Raw genomic sequence first — 17,061 nt, 5'->3', positions numbered from 1 at the left:
ATCACGAAGCGTCATCGTCTTCGCGCAGCGGCATGTTGCGCCGCGCTCCCGCGGTCGATTGGGGCGCACAACGGCCTCCCTTCAAAAGCTATCCGGCCTCGCCACATATCGCCTTGCCTCGCGCCGTACCGGACGATGCCGACTCTCGCAGTCTGGGCGCCATGCTGCGCGGCCCGGCAGCGCCGCACCCAGGGCAGGCTCTCGACCTTGCGGCCGTTGGGCAGTTACTGCACCTGACTGCAGGCGTCACCGCCAGGCGCGGAGGACTTGCATTGCGCGCCGCGCCCTCTTCCGGCGCCCTGTTCCCTGCCGAGCTTTACCTGGTTGCCAGGCGTGTCAATGGCTTGCAACCGGGGCTTTACCATTTTGATCCCGACCAGCATCGGCTGGCGTGGCTTGGCGGACTTCGTTCCGGGCTGCTTGCAGTCGAGGCGGATTTGCTGATGGTGGTGTCGGCTGTCTTCCAGAGGACCGGTTACAAGTATCGCGATCGCGCTTACCGCTATGTCGCAGCCGACCTGGGGCACCTGCTGGAAAATGCCCGGCTGGCGGGACATTATGTTGGCGTGCACGCCGTCCTTCTAGAACAATTCGACGAAACGGCCCTGGCGTCGCTATTCGGGCTGGATGGCGTGCAGGAAGGCGTGATTGCGATGGCGACTTTTTCACGCCCGACTGCAGCCGCGCCGGGCAGGCCGGCAGCCCAAACGCTGCCTCCCGGCAGTGCCGATTCTGCTCCAGGGGCCAGCCTCGGCGTGACCGGCGAAATCCATGCCGCCACCTCGGCGGCCAACGGCGGCACGTCCGCGCGCGCACTGCGTGCGGACGGACTGGTCGCCCTGCCGCCGGGCGATGCGGCGCCAATGGACCTGGCCCGAACAATCCTGCAGCGCCGCAGCCAGCGCCGCTTCCCGGAACGGCCGGTCCAGCTCCAGCAACTGGCATCGATATTGGCCGACATGGCGCAGGCACCGCTCTTGTCAGGCGCATTGCATGCAGACCTGGTGGTGAATCGCGTAGCTGGACTAAGGCCCGGCGTCTATCGCTACCTGCCAACGCGGCATGCGCTGCAGCCAGTGCAGCTTGGCGACTTCGCGGCACAGGCCCGCAACGCAGCGCTGGACCAGGACGTCATCGGCGACGCCGCCGTCGTCCTCATCCTCTCCGCCGACAGCGCCCGGGCGCTGAAAAACGGCGCCCGCGGCTACCGCATGGCCTTCCTGGAAGCAGGCCTGATGAGCGAGCGCTGGCTGCTGGGCGCCGTCGCCAGGGGACTGGGCGCCTGTCCCGTCGGTGCGTTCTACGACGACGAGGCGGCGGCGCTGGTCAAGGCGGAGAAAGGCCGCTGGGTCCTGCACTTCGCCGCCCTCGGCCAGGCGGCCGATTAATTGAGGTATTGCGGCGCCCTGACTTGCGAATGCAGCCGGAAGCCTTCGCGGATATTCTCGCGCAGCACCGCCCCCTTCCACGGCTTGGTGTAGAAGCGGTCAATCGCCCCGTGGTTGATGGCAGCCATGATCGGCGTCAGGTCTGCATAGGCCGACAGCATGATGCGGAACGTATCCGGCGCCAGGTTCTTGACCCGCTCCATGAACTCGGTCCCGGTCATCATCGGCATGCACTGGTCGCACAGGATCACCTGCACGCGGTGCCGCGCCAGCACGTCGAAGCCTTCCGCCGCGGTCTGGGCAGTCAGGATCCGGTAGCCGTCCTGCGCCAGGAAATCGCTCAGCACATCGAGCATGAAGGCATCGTCATCGACAATCAGCAAGGTTTGCTGGTCGACGATGCTTTCGTCCGTCGGCGTTTGTAGGTGGCGCCCTTCGCGCAGCATCTGCACGAAGTCGGCCTCGGGCAAGGGGCGGCTGAAGTAATAGCCCTGCATTTCGTCGCAGTCGTGGCGCCGCAGGTAGGACAGTTGCGCATCCTTCTCCACGCCCTCCGCAATCACTTTCAATTTCAGGCTGTGGGCCATATTGATGATGGCCAGCACGATCGCCGCATCGTCCGGATTGCTGGTTACCTCGCGCACGAAAGCGATGTCGATCTTCAGCTTGTCGATCGGGAAGCGTTTCAGGTAAGCCAGCGACGAGTAGCCGGTGCCGAAATCGTCGATCGAAATCTTCACGCCCAGCGCCTTCAGGTTTTGCAGGACCGTGATGGTTTCCTCGGCATTGGACATCAGCGAGCTTTCGGTCAGCTCCAGCTCCAGCAGTTCCGGCGAGATATCGTTCTCCTTGATCGCCCGCATCACCTCTTCTTCCAGGCCGCCGACGAAGAACTGTATCCCGGATACGTTGACCGACAAATGCACGGGGCCGACATCTCCTTTCGCCCACTCGGCAATCTTGCGGCAGGATTCATGCATCACCCAGCTCCCGACTCGCACGATCAGGCCGGTTTCCTCCAGCAGCGGGATGAACAGCGCCGGCGACACCAGCCCGTGGCCTGGCCGCTCCCAGCGCAGCAGCACTTCGGCGCCGCTGATGCGGCCGGAGGCAATATGCACCTTGGGCTGGTAGTACAGCCTGAATTCATTGTTGTCGATGGCGCGCCGCAGCGCATTTTCCATGTCCAGCCGCGCCAGCGATTGCGCATTCATCTCCGCGGTGAAGAAGCGGAAGGCGTCTCGGCCCGCCTCCTTGGCGCGGTACATCGCCGTATCGGCGTACTGGATCAAGGTATCGGGATCGCTGCCATCTTCCGGGAAAACGGAAATGCCGATGCTGGCGGTGACCGTCACCTCGTGGCCCTTCAGGTCGAAGGGCTGGCGCATCGCCTCGCGGATCTTGTCGACTACCGCGATGGCGTTCTGCGCACCTTCCGGCAGCATCAGGATCGCCGCGAACTCGTCGCCCCCGAAACGCCCGATGGTGTCGCGCACGCGCAGGCACTCCACCAGTCGGCTGGAGAACTGCCGCAGCAGCTCGTCGCCGATGGTGTGGCCCAGCGTGTCGTTGATGTTCTTGAAGCGGTCCATGTCGAGGAACAGTACCGCCAGCGCCCAGTTATGCTCGGCCGCCTGTTTCAGCGACAGCGTCAGGGAATCGTAGAACTGGCTGCGGTTCGGCAGGCCGGTCAGGGTATCGAAATGGGCCAGCTTGAGCAGGCGGCGCTCCGCCTCCTTGCGCTCCGTGATGTCGCGCGCAACGGCCACCAGGATCCAGTTCTGGCCCGAGCGCAGCGTGCGGCGCTGCACTTCCACGGACAGCGGCGAACCATCCTTGCATTCAAGCAGCAACTCGGCCATCGCCCCGCTCTGGTCGCCCGCCAGCAGCTTGTCGTACAGGTCCTGCAAAGGCTGCAAGCCGGGAACCAGCTCACGATCCGGCCCAACCTTCAGGAATTCCTCGCGCGCGAAACCCAGCATGCGGCAGGCTGTCACATTGACGTCGATGAAACAGGAATTGGCGCGGTCGACCAGGAAGATCGCATCGGCCGTCGCGTCCATGGCAAGCCGGAAGCGGCGCAGGTCTTCGTCAAGCCGGATGCGCGCGTTCATGTCCAGCTGGAGCTGGGCGTGGTGGCGGCTGATTTCCTCGTACAGCAGCAGGTTTTCGTAGGCGACTGAAATCTGCGCCGCCACCGTCACCGCCACCCGTTCATCGACTTCGTTGAATTCGTCGGCGCCCAGCTTGTCCACCAGGTAAAGCCAGCCGTGCACGCGTTCGCGCGAGGCAATCGGCACGCCAAGGAAGGAATGCACCTGCGGGTGCCCGGCCGGCAGCCCGATCTCACGCGGATCGCCGCCCAGGCGGCTCATGCGAACCGGCTGGCGTTGCTGCAGCAGGCTGTCAAGGATGCCGGCGCGCGGCTGGCCCGCCACGACCTGGGCCTGTTCGCCCACGCCGCAGGATGCAAAATAGCTGGTCTCCTGCGCATCCTGTTCCAGCACGCCGATGCAGGCGAAGCGCGACACGCAAATATTCTGGGCCACGCGCACGCCGATTTCAATCAGGCCTTGCGCATCGCGCTCGGCGCCGAGCTCGATCCCCAGCTCGATCAGGGCCGTCAGGCGCAAGCTGACAGCCTGCAGGCTGGAGAGGGAACGCGACAGGCGCTCGGTCATCTGGTTCAGGTGTTCCGGCTCGCCTTCATGCGTCTCGCCGTTGTTGGCGATGCGCGTAATGCCCTGGCTGCTCGACTCCAGTTCGTCGATGTATTCCGCCACCTTGTGCTCGATATCGAACAGGCGGCCCTGGCTGGGCGGCTCCGGTGCAAATGCCGGCAGCGCCTCGCCCTGCTCCGCCATGCCCAGGGCCTGGTGCACCGTCTTCAGGATCACGTCCGGGTCGGACGGCTTGGGCAGCACCCAGCGCACGCCGCACGCTTCCGCCACTGCCATCGCCTCGCGCTCGCGGTAGGTCGCGGTATAGAAAATGATCGGCACGTCAGCCAGTTCCGGCTTGCTGCGGATGCGGTTGACGAACTCATAGCCATCCATGTTCGGCATCAGGATGTCGGAAATGACCAGGTCCGGCCGCTCCGCTTCCATCACCTTCAAGCCTTCCATGCCGCTGGACGCTTCCAGCAGGCGGTGGCCGCTGTAGCCCAGCAGCGTCATCAGGAATTCGCGGTTCAGTACATGATCGTCGACGATCAGGATCGTCGCGATGTCGTTCTCATCCCGGGGCGACATCTCCCCCGGCAAAAAAGACTCGATTTGCGAGACGAAGGTGTCAGGTTCGATCGGCTTGCCGATATAGCCGTCAAAGCCGGCAGCGAGCAGCTTTTCGCGGTCGCCGACCATGGCCAGTGCGGTCACGGCCAGCGCGGGAATGTCTTTCAGTTCCGGGTCTTGTTTCAGTTGCGCCACCACGCCGTAGCCATCGAGCTTGGGCAGGTGCACATCGCAGATGATCAGGTCGGGCACTTCGCGGCGCGCCACTTCCACGCCTTCCTCTCCGTTGTGGGCCAGGAGCGGCTGATAGCCGAAGGCACGGAGCAGGTACACCATCAGCTCCATATTCGTAGGGTTGTCTTCGATAATCAGGATGCGTGCTGACATTGGTACTCCTGTCAATGTATCGCCTCTAGTATCCGCTATTCCAGCGGCAATGTGAGCACAAATATGCTGCCATTGCCAGGTTTGTCGAAATGCCGGACCGAGCCGTTCAACAGTGCCGCCAGTTTCTGGCTCAGGCGAATGCCCAGTTGTTGCATGATGTCTTCCGTGACGCCGGTACCGGTGTCGCTGACACTGACCTGCACCACGGGCTTGCCCCCGGCCACGCTGCGTTCCAGGGCGATACTGACTTCGCCACGTTCGGTAAATTTGATCGCGTTAGTCAACAGGTTGCCCAGGATTTGCTGCAAGGCGCGGCGGTCGGTGCGCAGCATCACGGCTTGCGCCGGCGCGCGGAAATGCAGCACCAGCCCTTTCTGCTTTGCCTGCGGGCGGAACGCCATCGCCAGCTCTTCGACAACGGCACGGCAGTTCAGCGGCTCGGCGTTCAACTCCACCTTGCCCGAGCCGATCTTGGCAAAGTCCAGCAGGTCGTTGATCAGGGCGAGCAGGTGGCGCGCGCTGGCTTGCACGGTACGCAGCTGCTTCTCCTGATCCGCATTCAAGGGACCCGGAAGCTGCATCAGCAACGTGCCTGTGAAACCGATGATGGCATTCAGCGGCGTGCGCAATTCATGCGACATGCTGCCCAGGAAGCGCTCCTTGGCCTGGCTGGCCTTTGCCAGTTCGCTGATATCACGTACGGAATGGACTTGCAGCCTGCTGGCGCCGGCGCCCAGCTGGCTGCTGCGCACGTCGGCCGCGAACCTGTCCCCGCCCTTGCGCGCCCCCCAGGCTTCCGGCCCCTTGGGCAGCACGGCTTCCAGGGCCATGCCGCGCATTTCCCCCGGCAGGTAGTCGAACAGGTCTTCCGCGCGGCAGTTGGCCAGCACGATGCGGCCAGATTCGTTGGCCACCACGATAGCATCCGGCATGGATTCGAGCAGGCTGCCAAAGCACTCTTCGGCCTCCAGGGTTTCTTCGAGCTTGCCGTAGTCTGTCGCCATCGTCCCGCTTTCTTATTGAAACCAACCAGGGTCAAAATTGCAGCGTTTCTTGCTTGGCCTCAAGACAGTCTAAGTGATACCCAAAATCTCCGCAAGAATGTGGCTTGCGATCGCTGGATGGCGGCCCATGCCGACATGGCCGATGCCATGCAGTGCGATATTGCGGGCGCCGGGCAGGTGGCAGGAATCCTGCGGCGCGATGATGTTGTCGTGCCAGGAGTAGATGGAGGTGAACAGGCCGCGCCGGTTGCGGTCGGCGGCATCCAGCTGCGCCAGCCATTCGGCATTGCGCTGCATCTGGCGCGCGTTGTGGCCCGGCCCAAGGTGCGCCAGGTCGGTGCCGTGGTGCGGCGTAGCCAGCGTGATGATGCGCGCCACATGCGCGGCGCCGAAGCGGCGCAGCCAGGCGCGCGCCACCAGCCCGCCCATGCTGTGCGCCACGATGATGACCTTCTCGCTGCCGCTGGCAGCCAGCAGCGCCTGCACGCCCTGCTCCAGCTGCACGGCAAAGTCTTCGATATCGCCGAACACCGGTTCCAGATCCACGGTGGCATGACTGTAGCCGCGCTCTTCCAGCTGCTCGGCCAGGTGGACCCAGAAGCCGCCGTTGGCGCCATAGCCGTGCACCAGCAGCACCGGCAAGCCGCGCGGCGTCCTTGCAATATGCATGCGCGGCTGGTGGCGCAACATATGCCAAGACGTCACGGCCATGGTGGACGCATACTCGTGAAAGAACAGTTGCAAGCGTTGCAGCAGGCCCAGGTGCGCCTCTTCCGGCAGCGGCCGCAGCGTCATGCGGAAATTGTTGGCCGTGATCGCCAGGCGTACCAATAGCACAACAATCACCGCCAGCAGCAGCGCCACATCGGCTGGCACCAGGCGCGATAACGCCCATGCGATGACGATCGCAACGGCCACTTGCGTGGCCATGATCATCAGCAGCATGCGTTTTACCATTGGTCAGGCCTTCCTTGCCAGGCGCTCGGCCAGGCCGCTTGCCAGCCGGGCCGCGACGCCATAGATCGACAGCTGCGGATTGGCGCCGATCGAGGTCGGGAACAGCGAGCCGTCGTGCACCGACAGGTTGCCGATGCCGCGATACAGCCCGTCCGGCGCCACGACGCCGGTGGCGGCATCGCCCGTCATCGCGCAACCGCCCATGACGTGGGCCGAGACGACGCGCGTCAGCAGCTTTTGCATCGGCAGCACGGCAATGGCCTGGCGCGCCTCATCCCAGTTCTTGTAGGGCTGACGCACCAGTTCGTGCACCGGGCCTACCCCGTCGGCGCCGGCGGCGAACTGGATTTCCGCCATGGTCAGCAAGGCGCGGCGCGCGCCTTCCCAGAAGTAAGGCGTCAACGGATAGTCCAGGCGCGGCGAGCCGTCGCTGTGCAGCGTCACGCGGCCGCCGGCCGCTTCCGGATGGAAGCCGTCGCGCAGCAGCGCCAGCATGCCCTGCACGTTGGCAAAGCGCTTCATCAGGTTGGCATGGGACGGGCCGTAGCCTGCCAGCGTGGTCGCGCCCAGCACCGGATGCAGCGGCGCGACTTCCAGCTTGTAGCCCATGGGGCCGTCCAGCGCCTGGGTATGCAGGAAATGGTCGGAATAGACGGTCTGCGGCGCGCCGTTGAAGGCTTCCACCGCTTGCGGGTACAGCCCCATCGACACCACCACCGGATGCAGGAAGGTGCGCTGGCCAAGCAGCTGCTGCGGATCGGGCGCACCGGAGCGCAGCAGCAGCGCCGGCGAGTTGATGGCGCCGCCCGCGACCACGAAGTGGCGCGCCTTGAGCGTCAGGCGGCGGCCGGTCGGTTCCATGCCATCCGCAGTCAGCGCCGCGCACTCGAGCGAGGTGGCATGGCCGCCCGCCAGCGTGAAGCGCTCGGCGCGGGCGCGCGTCAGCAGCACGGCGCCTTTTTCCAGCGCGGACGGAATGGTCGTCACCAGCATCGACTGCTTGGCATTGGTCGGGCAGCCCATGCCGCAATAGCCCAGGTTCCAGCAGCCGTTGACGTTGCGCCGGATCAGGGCGGTCTTGATGCCCAGCTTGTCGGCGCCGGTGCGCAGCAGGTCATTGTTGGCGTTCGGCGGGGTCGGCCAGTCGCTGATGTGCAGGCGCTCTTCCATTTTCTGGAACCAGGGCGCCATGCCTTCCACACTATAGTCGCGCAGGCCGTATTTCGACTGCCACCAGCCCAGCGTGTCGGCCGGAGTGCGGAAGCTGGATGTCCAGTTGACCACCGTGGTGCCGCCGACGGTGCGGCCCTGCAGGATGTTGATCGCCTTGTCGGCGGTCTTGCGGGCGGCGGAATCCTGGTAAAGGGAAGGATAGGCATCGGCCTCGCGCATCTTGAAGTCCTTCGACGATTTCAGCGCGCCCTCTTCCACCATCAGCACTTTCAGGCCGGCTTGCGCCAGGATTTCCGCGGTCACGCCGCCGCCCGCGCCCGTGCCGACCACGACCACGTCGGCGTCGAAGCTGCGGTCCTGCTGCAAGGTGGAGGCATCGATGACTTGCCAGCCAGCGGCGATGCCGGCCTGGATTGGATCTGGAATCGGGCTGCTCATGCGCTCAACTCCTTCATCGGGCCGGAATAGGCGATGGCCGCCCAGGTCGAAGATTCGGCATACCAGGCGCCGAGTACCAGGTCATGCAAGCCATGGTAAGCCGTCTGCAGCATCTCGGTGCGATGGGTGCGCCACCCCTCCAGGAAGGCCGCCAACTGCTCCGCCGTTGCGTCATGCCAGGCCGGCACGCCAGCCAGCAGCCGGCGCGTGGGCGCCATGTTCAGCAAGCCGAACAGGTCACTGATTTCCTTCTGCACGCGCAGCGGCAGCCCATTGATGGCCGCGCCGACGCGGTCGATTGCCGCCTGCAGCGCTGCCGCGTCGGGCGCGACGCCGGTAATGGCTGGAATCAGCGCCGCCAGCATGGTGCGGCCCTCGGCATCGAGCGCAAAACGCTCGGCCACGGCCGGACGGAGTTGCCGGTACACGGCCCCGCCGGCGACCAGCGCCAGGCCGCCCAGCAGCCCAGCCTTCAAGAATGATCTGCGTTGCATCTAGTCCCCTCTTAATAGTTATAGGGGGATTCTAAGGACGCCGCCGCGCCCCGACTAGAGAAAGACCTCTAATCCCTGCGGCTGCGCACCTGCATCTGGCGCGCAATGCCGCGCAGGATGTTGACTTCTTCCGTTTCCAGCCCGGCGCGCGCAAACATGCGCTTCAGGCGGGGCATCAGCTTGCGCGGATTGCTGGCGTCGAGAAAGCCGACCTCGACCAGCGCCTGCTCCAGGTGCTCGTACATGCCGTCGATCTGGGCCGCGCTGGCCGCTTCGCCGTGGAAACCGACCGGGCTGGCCGCACGCTGCCCGTCGAGCGCCGCCATGCGGCATTCATACACCAGGACCTGGGCCGCCTGCGCCAGGTTGAGCGAGGAATAGTCGGGATTGGCCGGGATATTCACCAGCACATTGCAAGGTTCGACAATCTCATTCGGCAGGCCAAAGCGCTCATTGCCGAAGATCAGGGCCGCGTTCAGCTCCGCCCCGGCCGCCAGCTGGCCAGCAAATTCACGCGGCGTTACCACCGGCGGCGAAAACTCGCGCAGCCGCGCCGACACGGCCGCCGTGAAGTTGATCCCTTCCAGCGCTTCGGCCATGCTGCCCACCACCCGCGCCGACGACAGGATATCCTGCGCGCCGGAGGCAAAGGCCACCGCTTCCTCATGCTCGCAGGCCCCTTCGAAGCGCGGATTGACCAGCACCAGGTCGGAAAAACCCATGGTTTTCATGGCGCGCGCCACTGATCCGATATTGCCGGGGCGGCTGGTTTCCACCAGGACGACGCGGAGGCGGTGGAAGGCGGAAGGTGCGGTTTCGGTCTGCTTCATTTACAATAGCGGGATTCTGCGTTGGGCCGCATTTTACCTTGCCCGCACAACGCGCCGCTCTTTTTCAATCTTGTCATCATTTCCGCTGCCGGATGCGCGAAGCGTTTCCGTGGGCGGCAATGTCTATTTTACGGAAGCTAGTATGCACCCAATGCTGAATACGGCCATCAAGGCCGCGCGCCGTGGCGCCGCTGTGATCAACCGCGCATCCTTCGACCTGGATCGCGTGAACGTAACTGAAAAACAACACAATGACTTCGTCACTGATGTTGACCAGGCCGCCGAACAGGCCATCATCGAAGTGCTGCTGAAAGCCTATCCCGACCACGCCATCTTCGCCGAAGAATCCGGCGTGACCGGCACCGTCAATGACGAGAGCGAATACGTGTGGATCATCGATCCACTGGACGGCACCACCAACTTCATGCACGGCTTCCCACAGTACTGCATCTCTATCGCCCTGCAGCAAAAAGGCGTAGTGACCCAGGCCGTGGTCTACGACCCGGTACACAACGACCTGTTCACCGCCACCAAGGGCGCCGGCGCCTACCTCAACGAAAAGCGCATCCGCGTCAACAAGCTCGACCGCATCAGCGGCGCCCTGCTCGCTTCCGGCTACAAGCCAGGCAGCCCGGCCGCCATCGCTGAGTTCGCCAAGATGTTCACCATCATGGCCGAGCGCTCGCACGGCATCCGCCGCGCCGGCTCCGCCGCCCTGGACCTGGCCTACGTCGCTTGCGGCCGCCTGGATGGCTACTACGAAAAGAACCTCAAGCCATGGGACATCGCGGCCGGCGCCCTGCTGGTGACCGAAGCGGGCGGCATCGCCGGCGAGTTCAACGGCGAATCGAACTATATGAACACCGGCCACATCATCGCGGCCTCGCCAAAGGTGTTCGGCCAGATGGTTGGCCTGCTGGCAGAATTTGCATAAAAACAAGCCCAAAACCGCCACAAACGAGGCCCTGCGGGGCCTCTTTTGTTATTGCCGTGCGTCAATGAATCGGACTTGCTGCTATACTCCGCACAGGGCCGACGTTTCCGTATGGCAATAATTTCCACATAATTTATATAATAACTATGAACTTTTCCGATCTCGGCTTGTCCGATGCCATTCTGCGCGCGGTCGCCGAAACCGGCTATACAGCCCCAACCCCGATCCAGGGCCAGGCCATTCCTGCCGTACTGAATGGCGGCGACCTGCTGGCAGGCGCCCAGACCGGTACCGGCAAGACTGCCGGCTTCACGCTGCCCGTTCTACACCGCCTGTCCACCGACGCCTTCGGCAGCAAGCTGGTCAACAATACTTCGCCGCGCCCGATCCGCGCCCTGATCCTAACCCCGACCCGCGAACTGGCGGCCCAGGTGGAAGAAAGCGTCAAGACTTACGGTAAATACACCAAGCTGAATTCGGCCGTGATTTTCGGCGGCGTCAGCATCAACCCGCAGATCAAGCTGCTCAAGCACGGCGTCGACATCCTGGTGGCCACGCCAGGCCGCCTGCTGGACCACATGGGCCAGGGCACCGTCAACCTCGACAAGATCGAGATCCTGATCCTGGACGAAGCCGACCGCATGCTGGACATGGGCTTCATCCGCGATATCCGCAAAGTGCTGGCCGCCCTGCCGCCGAAGCGCCAGAACCTGCTGTTCTCGGCCACCTTCTCCGACGAGATCAAGGCCCTGGCCGACGGCCTGCTGGACAACCCGAAGACCATCGAAGTGGCGCGCCGCAATTCGACGGTGGAAATCATCTCGCAGAAGATCCATCCGGTCGACCGCGACAAGAAGCACCCGATGCTGTCGCACCTGATCCGCACCCACGCCTGGACCCAGGTACTGGTCTTCACCCGCACCAAGCACGGCGCCAACAAGCTGGTCGAGCAACTGGGCAAGGACGGCGTGAAAGCCATGGCGATCCACGGCAACAAGAGCCAGACCGCGCGTACCCGCGCGCTGGCCGAGTTCAAGGATGGCACGCTGCAATGCCTGGTCGCCACCGATATCGCCGCGCGCGGCATCGACATCGACCAGTTGCCGCACGTGGTCAACTATGACCTGCCGAACGTGCCGGAAGATTATGTGCACCGCATCGGCCGCACCGGCCGCGCCGGCGCCAAGGGCGAAGCAGTGTCCCTGGTGTGCGTGGACGAACACGTCATGCTGCGCGATATCGAACGCCTGATCAAGGTCACGCTGCCGCGCGAAATCATCCCGGGCTTCGAGCCGGACCCGAACGCCAAGGCGCAGCCGATCCAGCTGCGCAGCGGTGTCGGCCGCCATACGAATCGCCCCCCACGCCCTGGCGGCAACGGCAATGGCGGAAACGGCGGCGGCAACCGCAGCCAGAATGGCCAGGGCAAGCCACGCGTGGCTGCCAGCGGCAACGGCGGCGCCCCGCGCGCAGCAGCCCCGGCCGGCATCCGCCGCGACGCCCGTCCAGGCGGCAGCCCAAGCGGCTCGCGCCCATCCAACGCCCCGCGCAACCGCCCTCCACGCTGAACCAGGCCAGGCCCGCTATAATCGCGGGCATGCCACAGTTCGCTGCCAACCTGTCCATGCTGTTCACCGAAGCGCCCTTCATCGAGCGCTTCGGGCTGGCGCATGCGGCAGGCTTCAAGGGCGTGGAATTCCTTTTCCCCTACGCCTTCGATTCCGACGACATCAAGGAACGCTTGCAGCGCCACCAGCTGCAACTGGTGCTGCACAACCTGCCGCCCGGCGACTGGCAAGCGGGCGAGCGCGGCATGGCTTGTGATCCGCGCCGCTTCGAGGAATTCCAGGATAGCGTCGGCCTCGCCCTGGAATACGCGAGGGAGCTGGACACGCCGCGCGTGCATTGCATGGCCGGTATCCTGCCCGGCGGCCTGGCGCCGGAACGTGCACGCGAGGCGTATATCCGCGCCTTGCAATACGCCGCCGACCAGTTCGCGCCCCATGGCATTGAGGTGCTGATCGAGCCGATCAACCATTTCGACATTCCCGGCTATTTCCTGAACCACAGCCGCCAGGCGCTCGAGATCCTGGCCGACGCCGCGCGCCCCAACCTGTTCCTGCAGTACGACATTTACCACATGCAGCGCATGGAGGGCGAGCTGGCCAACACCATCCGCGCCTGCCTGCCCCATATCCGCCACATGCAACTGGCCGACACGCCGGGCCGCCATGAACCGGGCACGGGCGAGATCAACTATCCTTTCCTGTTCCGCCTGCTCGACGAGCTCGGCTACCGGGGCTGGATCGGCTGCGAGTACCTGCCTGGCGCGCGCACCGAAGACAGCCTGGCCTGGGCCACGCCCTACCTGCGCGCCTGACCTTTGCGCTGGCGCAAACGCGCCCGCTGCGCCGAGGTGCAAGATGGTCTCTGCCGCCCGAGGAGACCCGCCATGAAACGTTACCTGTGCATCCTGTTGTGCCTGCTACTGGCCGCCTGCGCCAGCAATCCGCGCCTGCGGGAGGTGCGCGCCCTTGCCGACGACGCGCCCAAGCTGGCCGGATTCAACGACCTGAGCCAACGCTTCCGCGATACCTTCCAGCGCGAGCAGCCCTACCTCAGCGCCGCAGCCGTCCAGCGCGAGGAAGCGATCGACCGCAAGCGCCACGACGCCTATCCCGATTTCATCGCCCTGCACAGCGCCGCCACCACCTACCTGCGTGCCCTGGGCGCCCTGGCCAGCGGCGACACCTTCCATTACGGCGACCAGGTCAAGCAAATGTCGCAAAGCATCAAGGCCTGGCCCGATACCGGCCTGAGCGACCGCCATGTCAACGCCTATGCCGGCCTGGTGCGCCTGCTGCTGCGCAGCGCCACGGCACGCGAACAGGACCAGGCCGTGCAAGCCATGCTGCGCGAAGGGTACGAGCCGCTGCAAGGCACGCTTGACGCCATGCACACCCTGCTGCGTTACTTCAACAAGAACCACGACAACGAGCAGCGCATCGTGCTCGGCATGCTGGCGGTGGAAATTCCCTATGCCGACGCGCCGCGCGACCGCCTGCTGGCCGCCCTGGCCCGCGCGCACCAGCAGGAAAAGTTGAAGGAGTACCGCCTGCTCGGCCTGCGCCACACGCTGGCGGCGCAAAACATCGATGCCATCCGCGAACGCCACGCCGCCCTGTACCGCGGCCTCGACCCGCTGCCGGCGACCGACACCGCCGGCAGCGCATCGTCCGCCATCCCGCCTGCCACCGCCCAAGGAGCCCAGCCATGAGCCTGACCGCCGCCCTGCCGCACGACCTGGAAACGCTGGCCGACAGCCTGTCCGCCAGCGCCGACGAACTGCACGAGCGCATCATGCGCGGCATCCGCCAGCAGCAACGGCTGGAGGGCAACAACGGCAAGGGCGCAGGCGCGCCGCTGACGCACGGCGCGGCCCAGGCCCTGTTCGAAAACGAAGTGGCGCTGCGCCAGCAGGCCAACAGCCTGTACGTCGATGCCGCCAGCCATTCGCTGGAAGGCATGGGCGTCACCCTGCCCGAACTGCTGCGGCTGGCCAGCGAAGCACGCGAAACCATCCGCCGCATCGAGCGCGTCAAGGAACTGGCCGGCATCAGCGCCGACTTGCTGGCCGTGGCGGCAGCGATTGCCGCGGCCCGGCCCGAACACCTGGCAGCGCCGCTGGAGAGCCTGAAAAAACAGCTGGCCGCACGCCATGCACGCGAGAGTGCGTAATTAACGCAGCAGGCATACAATGGTCTTCCGAACAATGAATTCGTGGAGACCGCCATGGGCCTGTCGCCGGATCAGCTTGCATCATTGCAAGCCGCGCTGGAGCAACGCAAGCTAGCACTTTTGCAGCAGCTTGCCGGCCGCATGGACGGCGAGCTGGCGCGCGTCCCGGCGGTGGAGGAAATCGAAACCTCGCCGGCAGACAGCGCCAGCAATCGCACCCTCAACCAGCTCGAACTGGAAGCCGACGAACACAAGCAGGCACAGCTCAGCAGTATCCGCCACGCCCTGGCCAAGATCGACGAAGGCAGCTACGGCTTGTGCGACAATTGCGGCAATGAGATCCCCTTCTCGCGCCTGAATGCGCGGCCCGAAGCACCGCTGTGCATCGCGTGCCAGACGCGGCTGGAGAAAGCGACGGCGGCCCTGCGCTGAGAAAAAGCCATGGCCTACAAAACTATCCTGGTGCACGTCGATGAAGCGCCCCATAGCGCAGCGCGCATCCTGCTGGCCGGCGAACTGGCGCTGCAGGAAGGCGCCCACGTCATCGGCGTCGCCACCACCGGCATTTCGCGCTTCCTGTACCAGAACGAAACGGTGGACGACAATGATCCCAATCTGGCACGCCACCTCGACATCCTGCGCGAGCGGGCCAGCCATGCGCTGGCCGACTTCGCGCCGCGCCTGCAGGCGCTGGGCGTGCAATCGTTCGAACAGCGCATCCTCGACGATGAACCGGCTGCCGGCCTGAGCCTGATGGCGCGCCATGCCGACCTGGTGATCGTCGGCCAGCTCGCGCCGAACGGGCGCGGTCCCGACGTGCCGGCCGAAGTGCTGGCCGGCAGCGGCAAGCCGGTGCTGGTCATGCCCTTTGCCGCCCGCACCTCGTCTGCCATTGCCGTCAGCAGCGATGGCGTGGCCAGCCCGGGCGGCCCGGCGCCGGCGCGCCACATCCTGGTCGGCTGGAATGCCAGCCGCGAAGCCGGGCGCGCACTGCAGGATGCGCTGCCCCTGCTGCGCCGCGCCGACAGCGTGACGGTGGCGATTGTCGATGCCGAGGCGCGTCCCGGCGTCTTCGGCGATCCGCCCGGCACCGACGTGCTGGCCTGGCTGGAGCGGCATGGCGTGATGGCGAAACTGGTGCTGGCCCAGAGCGAACGCCTGGGCCTGCTGAAGCGCCCCGGCAACGTGGGCGAACAGCTGCTGGCCCTGGCCGGCGAGCGCGATTGCGACTTACTGGTGATGGGGGCGTACGGCCATTCGCGCTTCCGCGAAACGCTGCTGGGCGGCGTCACGCGCAGCGTGCTCGACGCGATGACGCTGCCGCTGCTGATGTCGCATTGAGCGCGCCATCATCCCTCGGAGAGCCAGGCCTGGCTGCGAATCTTGGCGACCTGGCGCAGCGCCAGCCACTTCCAGATTTGCAATGCATCTTCCTGCTTGCAGCTCATATGGCGCGGCGTGGCGAGCGCAATTTCGCAATCGCGGTCCGACCACTCCTCGTAGCGTACGGCGCCGTCCTGGCCGACTTCGACCTGGTACATCAGGCCGTCGTCATAGCCGAACTTCAGGGTGGCGCTGCCGGGAATGCCATCGGGGCCGTGGATCTTGCCGCCGTACACATCCGACAGTGCCGCCACCAGTTGGGCTTCGGTCGGCGCCGAAATATCGCGGCGATCCGGCCGCGAAAGGACTACCCATGCCTGTGTCATTGGCCCTCTCCCCCTCAGAACAAAGCGATAGCTCTTGTGGCAGATGATGTACTGGACGGCACGCCGTGGTCATGATCCACGTCTAGTTCGCTGCTTTTATTGTAGCAACTATCATACCGAAAATTACTTTTCGCACAGGGGGCGTTTGCATTCCGCAACAGGGCGCTCAAACAAATTGTGGGACTGACAAGGGATCAAAATCCTTCCAGTCGCCGTTCTCGATAATGCCTTGGGCGCGCTCGATTTTTTCCGCGCCCTGCTGGCGCATCAGCTCGATCGCCCGCGCCTCTTGCCCGCCGTCGACTGCCACGGCAACCATCATGCCGGAGCGGCGTGGCGGCGGCCCCGATTCGTTCTTCTCCTTCAGTTCGGAAAAGCTGTACAGCGAGCCCACGTGGGCGCCGACCAGGCCGCCCAGCACCGGGCCCAGCGGCCCGGTCAAGGGAATGGTGGCCGCCCCTGCCGCGGCGCCGATGGCCGCGCCGGTCACTTCGCCCTTGGCCACCGCCTCCGGGGTTTGCTGCGCGCCCGGCGACTCGGGGCGGTCGCCGCCGGTCGGAATCACATTGTGCTGCCCGGGCGGGTTGTTGAAGAAGGTCGATACGCTGCCGGCAGCGAAACCGGCAGCCTTGAACGCTTCGCATACCTCGAGCGCGGTTTCCTGCAACTGGAAATGTCCTGCAATGATGGTGGCCATGGCGGTTCCTCCCAAAAGCCCTAGCCTGCCTAAGCCTGGCCTTTATGACTGTTAGCTATCGCACGCGCACCTTTTCTAT

At 64.9% G+C, this 17,061-nt stretch carries 16 protein-coding genes; 8 read left to right on the top strand and 8 right to left on the bottom strand.

The features are described from left to right. Positions 1-32: 32 nt before the first annotated feature. Positions 33-1,388, top strand: coding sequence for a SagB/ThcOx family dehydrogenase (locus ACN9MY_RS12490; RefSeq protein ID WP_426337635.1), 1,356 nt, complete (start codon positions 33-35; stop codon positions 1,386-1,388). Here the strand turns inward: ACN9MY_RS12490 and ACN9MY_RS12485 are convergent. From ACN9MY_RS12485 to ACN9MY_RS12460, 6 genes are all read right to left on the bottom strand, one after another. Then, complete coding sequence (locus ACN9MY_RS12485) at positions 1,385-5,008, bottom strand: EAL domain-containing protein (RefSeq protein ID WP_426171038.1); 3,624 nt, start codon at positions 5,006-5,008, stop codon at positions 1,385-1,387. The genes ACN9MY_RS12490 and ACN9MY_RS12485 overlap by 4 nt on opposite strands. Before the next feature lie 35 nt (positions 5,009-5,043). After that, positions 5,044-6,012 (bottom strand): PAS domain-containing sensor histidine kinase, encoded by a 969-nt coding sequence (locus tag ACN9MY_RS12480; protein ID WP_426322696.1) that lies wholly within the window; start codon positions 6,010-6,012, stop codon positions 5,044-5,046. 69 nt (positions 6,013-6,081) lie between these two features. Continuing rightward, complete coding sequence (locus ACN9MY_RS12475) at positions 6,082-6,969, bottom strand: esterase/lipase family protein (protein WP_426322694.1); 888 nt, start codon at positions 6,967-6,969, stop codon at positions 6,082-6,084. 3 nt (positions 6,970-6,972) lie between these two features. Next, the gene (locus ACN9MY_RS12470) at positions 6,973-8,580 is read right to left on the bottom strand and encodes a GMC family oxidoreductase N-terminal domain-containing protein (RefSeq protein ID WP_426337399.1); all 1,608 of its coding nucleotides are present in this window, start codon (positions 8,578-8,580) and stop codon (positions 6,973-6,975) included. Further along, complete coding sequence (locus tag ACN9MY_RS12465; RefSeq protein WP_426337398.1) at positions 8,577-9,074, bottom strand: hypothetical protein; 498 nt, start codon at positions 9,072-9,074, stop codon at positions 8,577-8,579. Before ACN9MY_RS12465 ends, ACN9MY_RS12470 begins: the two co-directional genes overlap by 4 nt. 68 nt (positions 9,075-9,142) lie before the next feature. Beyond that, complete coding sequence (locus ACN9MY_RS12460; protein ID WP_426171030.1) at positions 9,143-9,904, bottom strand: RNA methyltransferase; 762 nt, start codon at positions 9,902-9,904, stop codon at positions 9,143-9,145. A gap of 151 nt (positions 9,905-10,055) precedes the next feature. Between ACN9MY_RS12460 and ACN9MY_RS12455 the strand changes: the two genes are divergently transcribed. The 7 genes from ACN9MY_RS12455 to ACN9MY_RS12425 all read left to right on the top strand — a co-directional run bounded on the left by ACN9MY_RS12455 (position 10,056) and on the right by ACN9MY_RS12425 (position 15,917). Further along, the gene (locus ACN9MY_RS12455; protein ID WP_426172179.1) at positions 10,056-10,838 is read left to right on the top strand and encodes an inositol monophosphatase family protein; all 783 of its coding nucleotides are present in this window, start codon (positions 10,056-10,058) and stop codon (positions 10,836-10,838) included. A 146-nt stretch (positions 10,839-10,984) separates the two neighbouring features. Continuing rightward, entirely contained in the window at positions 10,985-12,406 is a 1,422-nt protein-coding gene (locus tag ACN9MY_RS12450) for a DEAD/DEAH box helicase (RefSeq protein WP_426171028.1), read from the top strand. Between the two features lie 29 nt (positions 12,407-12,435). Then, positions 12,436-13,218 (top strand): 2-oxo-tetronate isomerase, encoded by a 783-nt coding sequence (otnI, locus tag ACN9MY_RS12445; protein ID WP_426322686.1) that lies wholly within the window; start codon positions 12,436-12,438, stop codon positions 13,216-13,218. Between the two features lie 72 nt (positions 13,219-13,290). After that, positions 13,291-14,115 carry a hypothetical protein gene (locus tag ACN9MY_RS12440; RefSeq protein WP_426322684.1) on the top strand — a complete coding sequence of 275 codons (825 nt, stop codon included), beginning with the start codon at positions 13,291-13,293 and terminating at the stop codon, positions 14,113-14,115. Beyond that, positions 14,112-14,576 (top strand): hypothetical protein, encoded by a 465-nt coding sequence (locus tag ACN9MY_RS12435; protein WP_426171023.1) that lies wholly within the window; start codon positions 14,112-14,114, stop codon positions 14,574-14,576. The genes ACN9MY_RS12440 and ACN9MY_RS12435 overlap by 4 nt, the downstream gene beginning before the upstream one ends. 54 nt (positions 14,577-14,630) lie before the next feature. Continuing rightward, positions 14,631-15,008 carry a TraR/DksA family transcriptional regulator gene (locus ACN9MY_RS12430; RefSeq protein ID WP_055934865.1) on the top strand — a complete coding sequence of 126 codons (378 nt, stop codon included), beginning with the start codon at positions 14,631-14,633 and terminating at the stop codon, positions 15,006-15,008. A gap of 9 nt (positions 15,009-15,017) precedes the next feature. Then, a complete protein-coding gene (locus ACN9MY_RS12425; RefSeq protein ID WP_426322681.1) occupies positions 15,018-15,917 on the top strand; it encodes a universal stress protein in 900 nt (299 codons plus the stop codon). A gap of 8 nt (positions 15,918-15,925) precedes the next feature. Here the strand turns inward: ACN9MY_RS12425 and ACN9MY_RS12420 are convergent, their stop codons facing one another. Together ACN9MY_RS12420 and ACN9MY_RS12415 are read right to left on the bottom strand one after the other, a co-directional pair. Then, complete coding sequence (locus ACN9MY_RS12420) at positions 15,926-16,285, bottom strand: hypothetical protein (protein ID WP_426171020.1); 360 nt, start codon at positions 16,283-16,285, stop codon at positions 15,926-15,928. Positions 16,286-16,451: 166 nt separating this feature from the next. Continuing rightward, on the bottom strand, positions 16,452-16,982 hold the full coding sequence (locus tag ACN9MY_RS12415) for a hypothetical protein (RefSeq protein WP_426171018.1): 531 nt from the start codon (positions 16,980-16,982) through the stop codon (positions 16,452-16,454). Positions 16,983-17,061: the final 79 nt, after the last annotated feature.

The sequence above is a fragment of the Pseudoduganella sp. R-31 genome, assembly GCF_049913235.1.
Lineage (GTDB): Bacteria > Pseudomonadota > Gammaproteobacteria > Burkholderiales > Burkholderiaceae_D > Rugamonas.
Note: the sequence above shows the minus strand (reverse complement) of the source record. Positions and strands in the feature narration are given on the sequence as shown.

What these genes read in the sequence shown, in the direction of transcription:
- ACN9MY_RS12425 (WP_426322681.1), top strand. Translation starts at nt 15,018, where the DNA reads ATGGCCTACAAAACTATCCTGGTGCACGTCGATGAAGCGCCCCATAGC.
- ACN9MY_RS12480 (WP_426322696.1), bottom strand. Translation starts at nt 6,012, where the DNA reads ATGGCGACAGACTACGGCAAGCTCGAAGAAACCCTGGAGGCCGAAGAG.
- ACN9MY_RS12420 (WP_426171020.1), bottom strand. Translation starts at nt 16,285, where the DNA reads ATGACACAGGCATGGGTAGTCCTTTCGCGGCCGGATCGCCGCGATATT.
- ACN9MY_RS12430 (WP_055934865.1), top strand. Translation starts at nt 14,631, where the DNA reads ATGGGCCTGTCGCCGGATCAGCTTGCATCATTGCAAGCCGCGCTGGAG.
- ACN9MY_RS12455 (WP_426172179.1), top strand. Translation starts at nt 10,056, where the DNA reads ATGCTGAATACGGCCATCAAGGCCGCGCGCCGTGGCGCCGCTGTGATC.
- otnI (WP_426322686.1), top strand. Translation starts at nt 12,436, where the DNA reads ATGCCACAGTTCGCTGCCAACCTGTCCATGCTGTTCACCGAAGCGCCC.
- ACN9MY_RS12440 (WP_426322684.1), top strand. Translation starts at nt 13,291, where the DNA reads ATGAAACGTTACCTGTGCATCCTGTTGTGCCTGCTACTGGCCGCCTGC.
- ACN9MY_RS12450 (WP_426171028.1), top strand. Translation starts at nt 10,985, where the DNA reads ATGAACTTTTCCGATCTCGGCTTGTCCGATGCCATTCTGCGCGCGGTC.
- ACN9MY_RS12460 (WP_426171030.1), bottom strand. Translation starts at nt 9,904, where the DNA reads ATGAAGCAGACCGAAACCGCACCTTCCGCCTTCCACCGCCTCCGCGTC.
- ACN9MY_RS12475 (WP_426322694.1), bottom strand. Translation starts at nt 6,969, where the DNA reads ATGGTAAAACGCATGCTGCTGATGATCATGGCCACGCAAGTGGCCGTT.
- ACN9MY_RS12490 (WP_426337635.1), top strand. Translation starts at nt 33, where the DNA reads ATGTTGCGCCGCGCTCCCGCGGTCGATTGGGGCGCACAACGGCCTCCC.
- ACN9MY_RS12435 (WP_426171023.1), top strand. Translation starts at nt 14,112, where the DNA reads ATGAGCCTGACCGCCGCCCTGCCGCACGACCTGGAAACGCTGGCCGAC.
- ACN9MY_RS12415 (WP_426171018.1), bottom strand. Translation starts at nt 16,982, where the DNA reads ATGGCCACCATCATTGCAGGACATTTCCAGTTGCAGGAAACCGCGCTC.
- ACN9MY_RS12485 (WP_426171038.1), bottom strand. Translation starts at nt 5,008, where the DNA reads ATGTCAGCACGCATCCTGATTATCGAAGACAACCCTACGAATATGGAG.
- ACN9MY_RS12470 (WP_426337399.1), bottom strand. Translation starts at nt 8,580, where the DNA reads ATGAGCAGCCCGATTCCAGATCCAATCCAGGCCGGCATCGCCGCTGGC.
- ACN9MY_RS12465 (WP_426337398.1), bottom strand. Translation starts at nt 9,074, where the DNA reads ATGCAACGCAGATCATTCTTGAAGGCTGGGCTGCTGGGCGGCCTGGCG.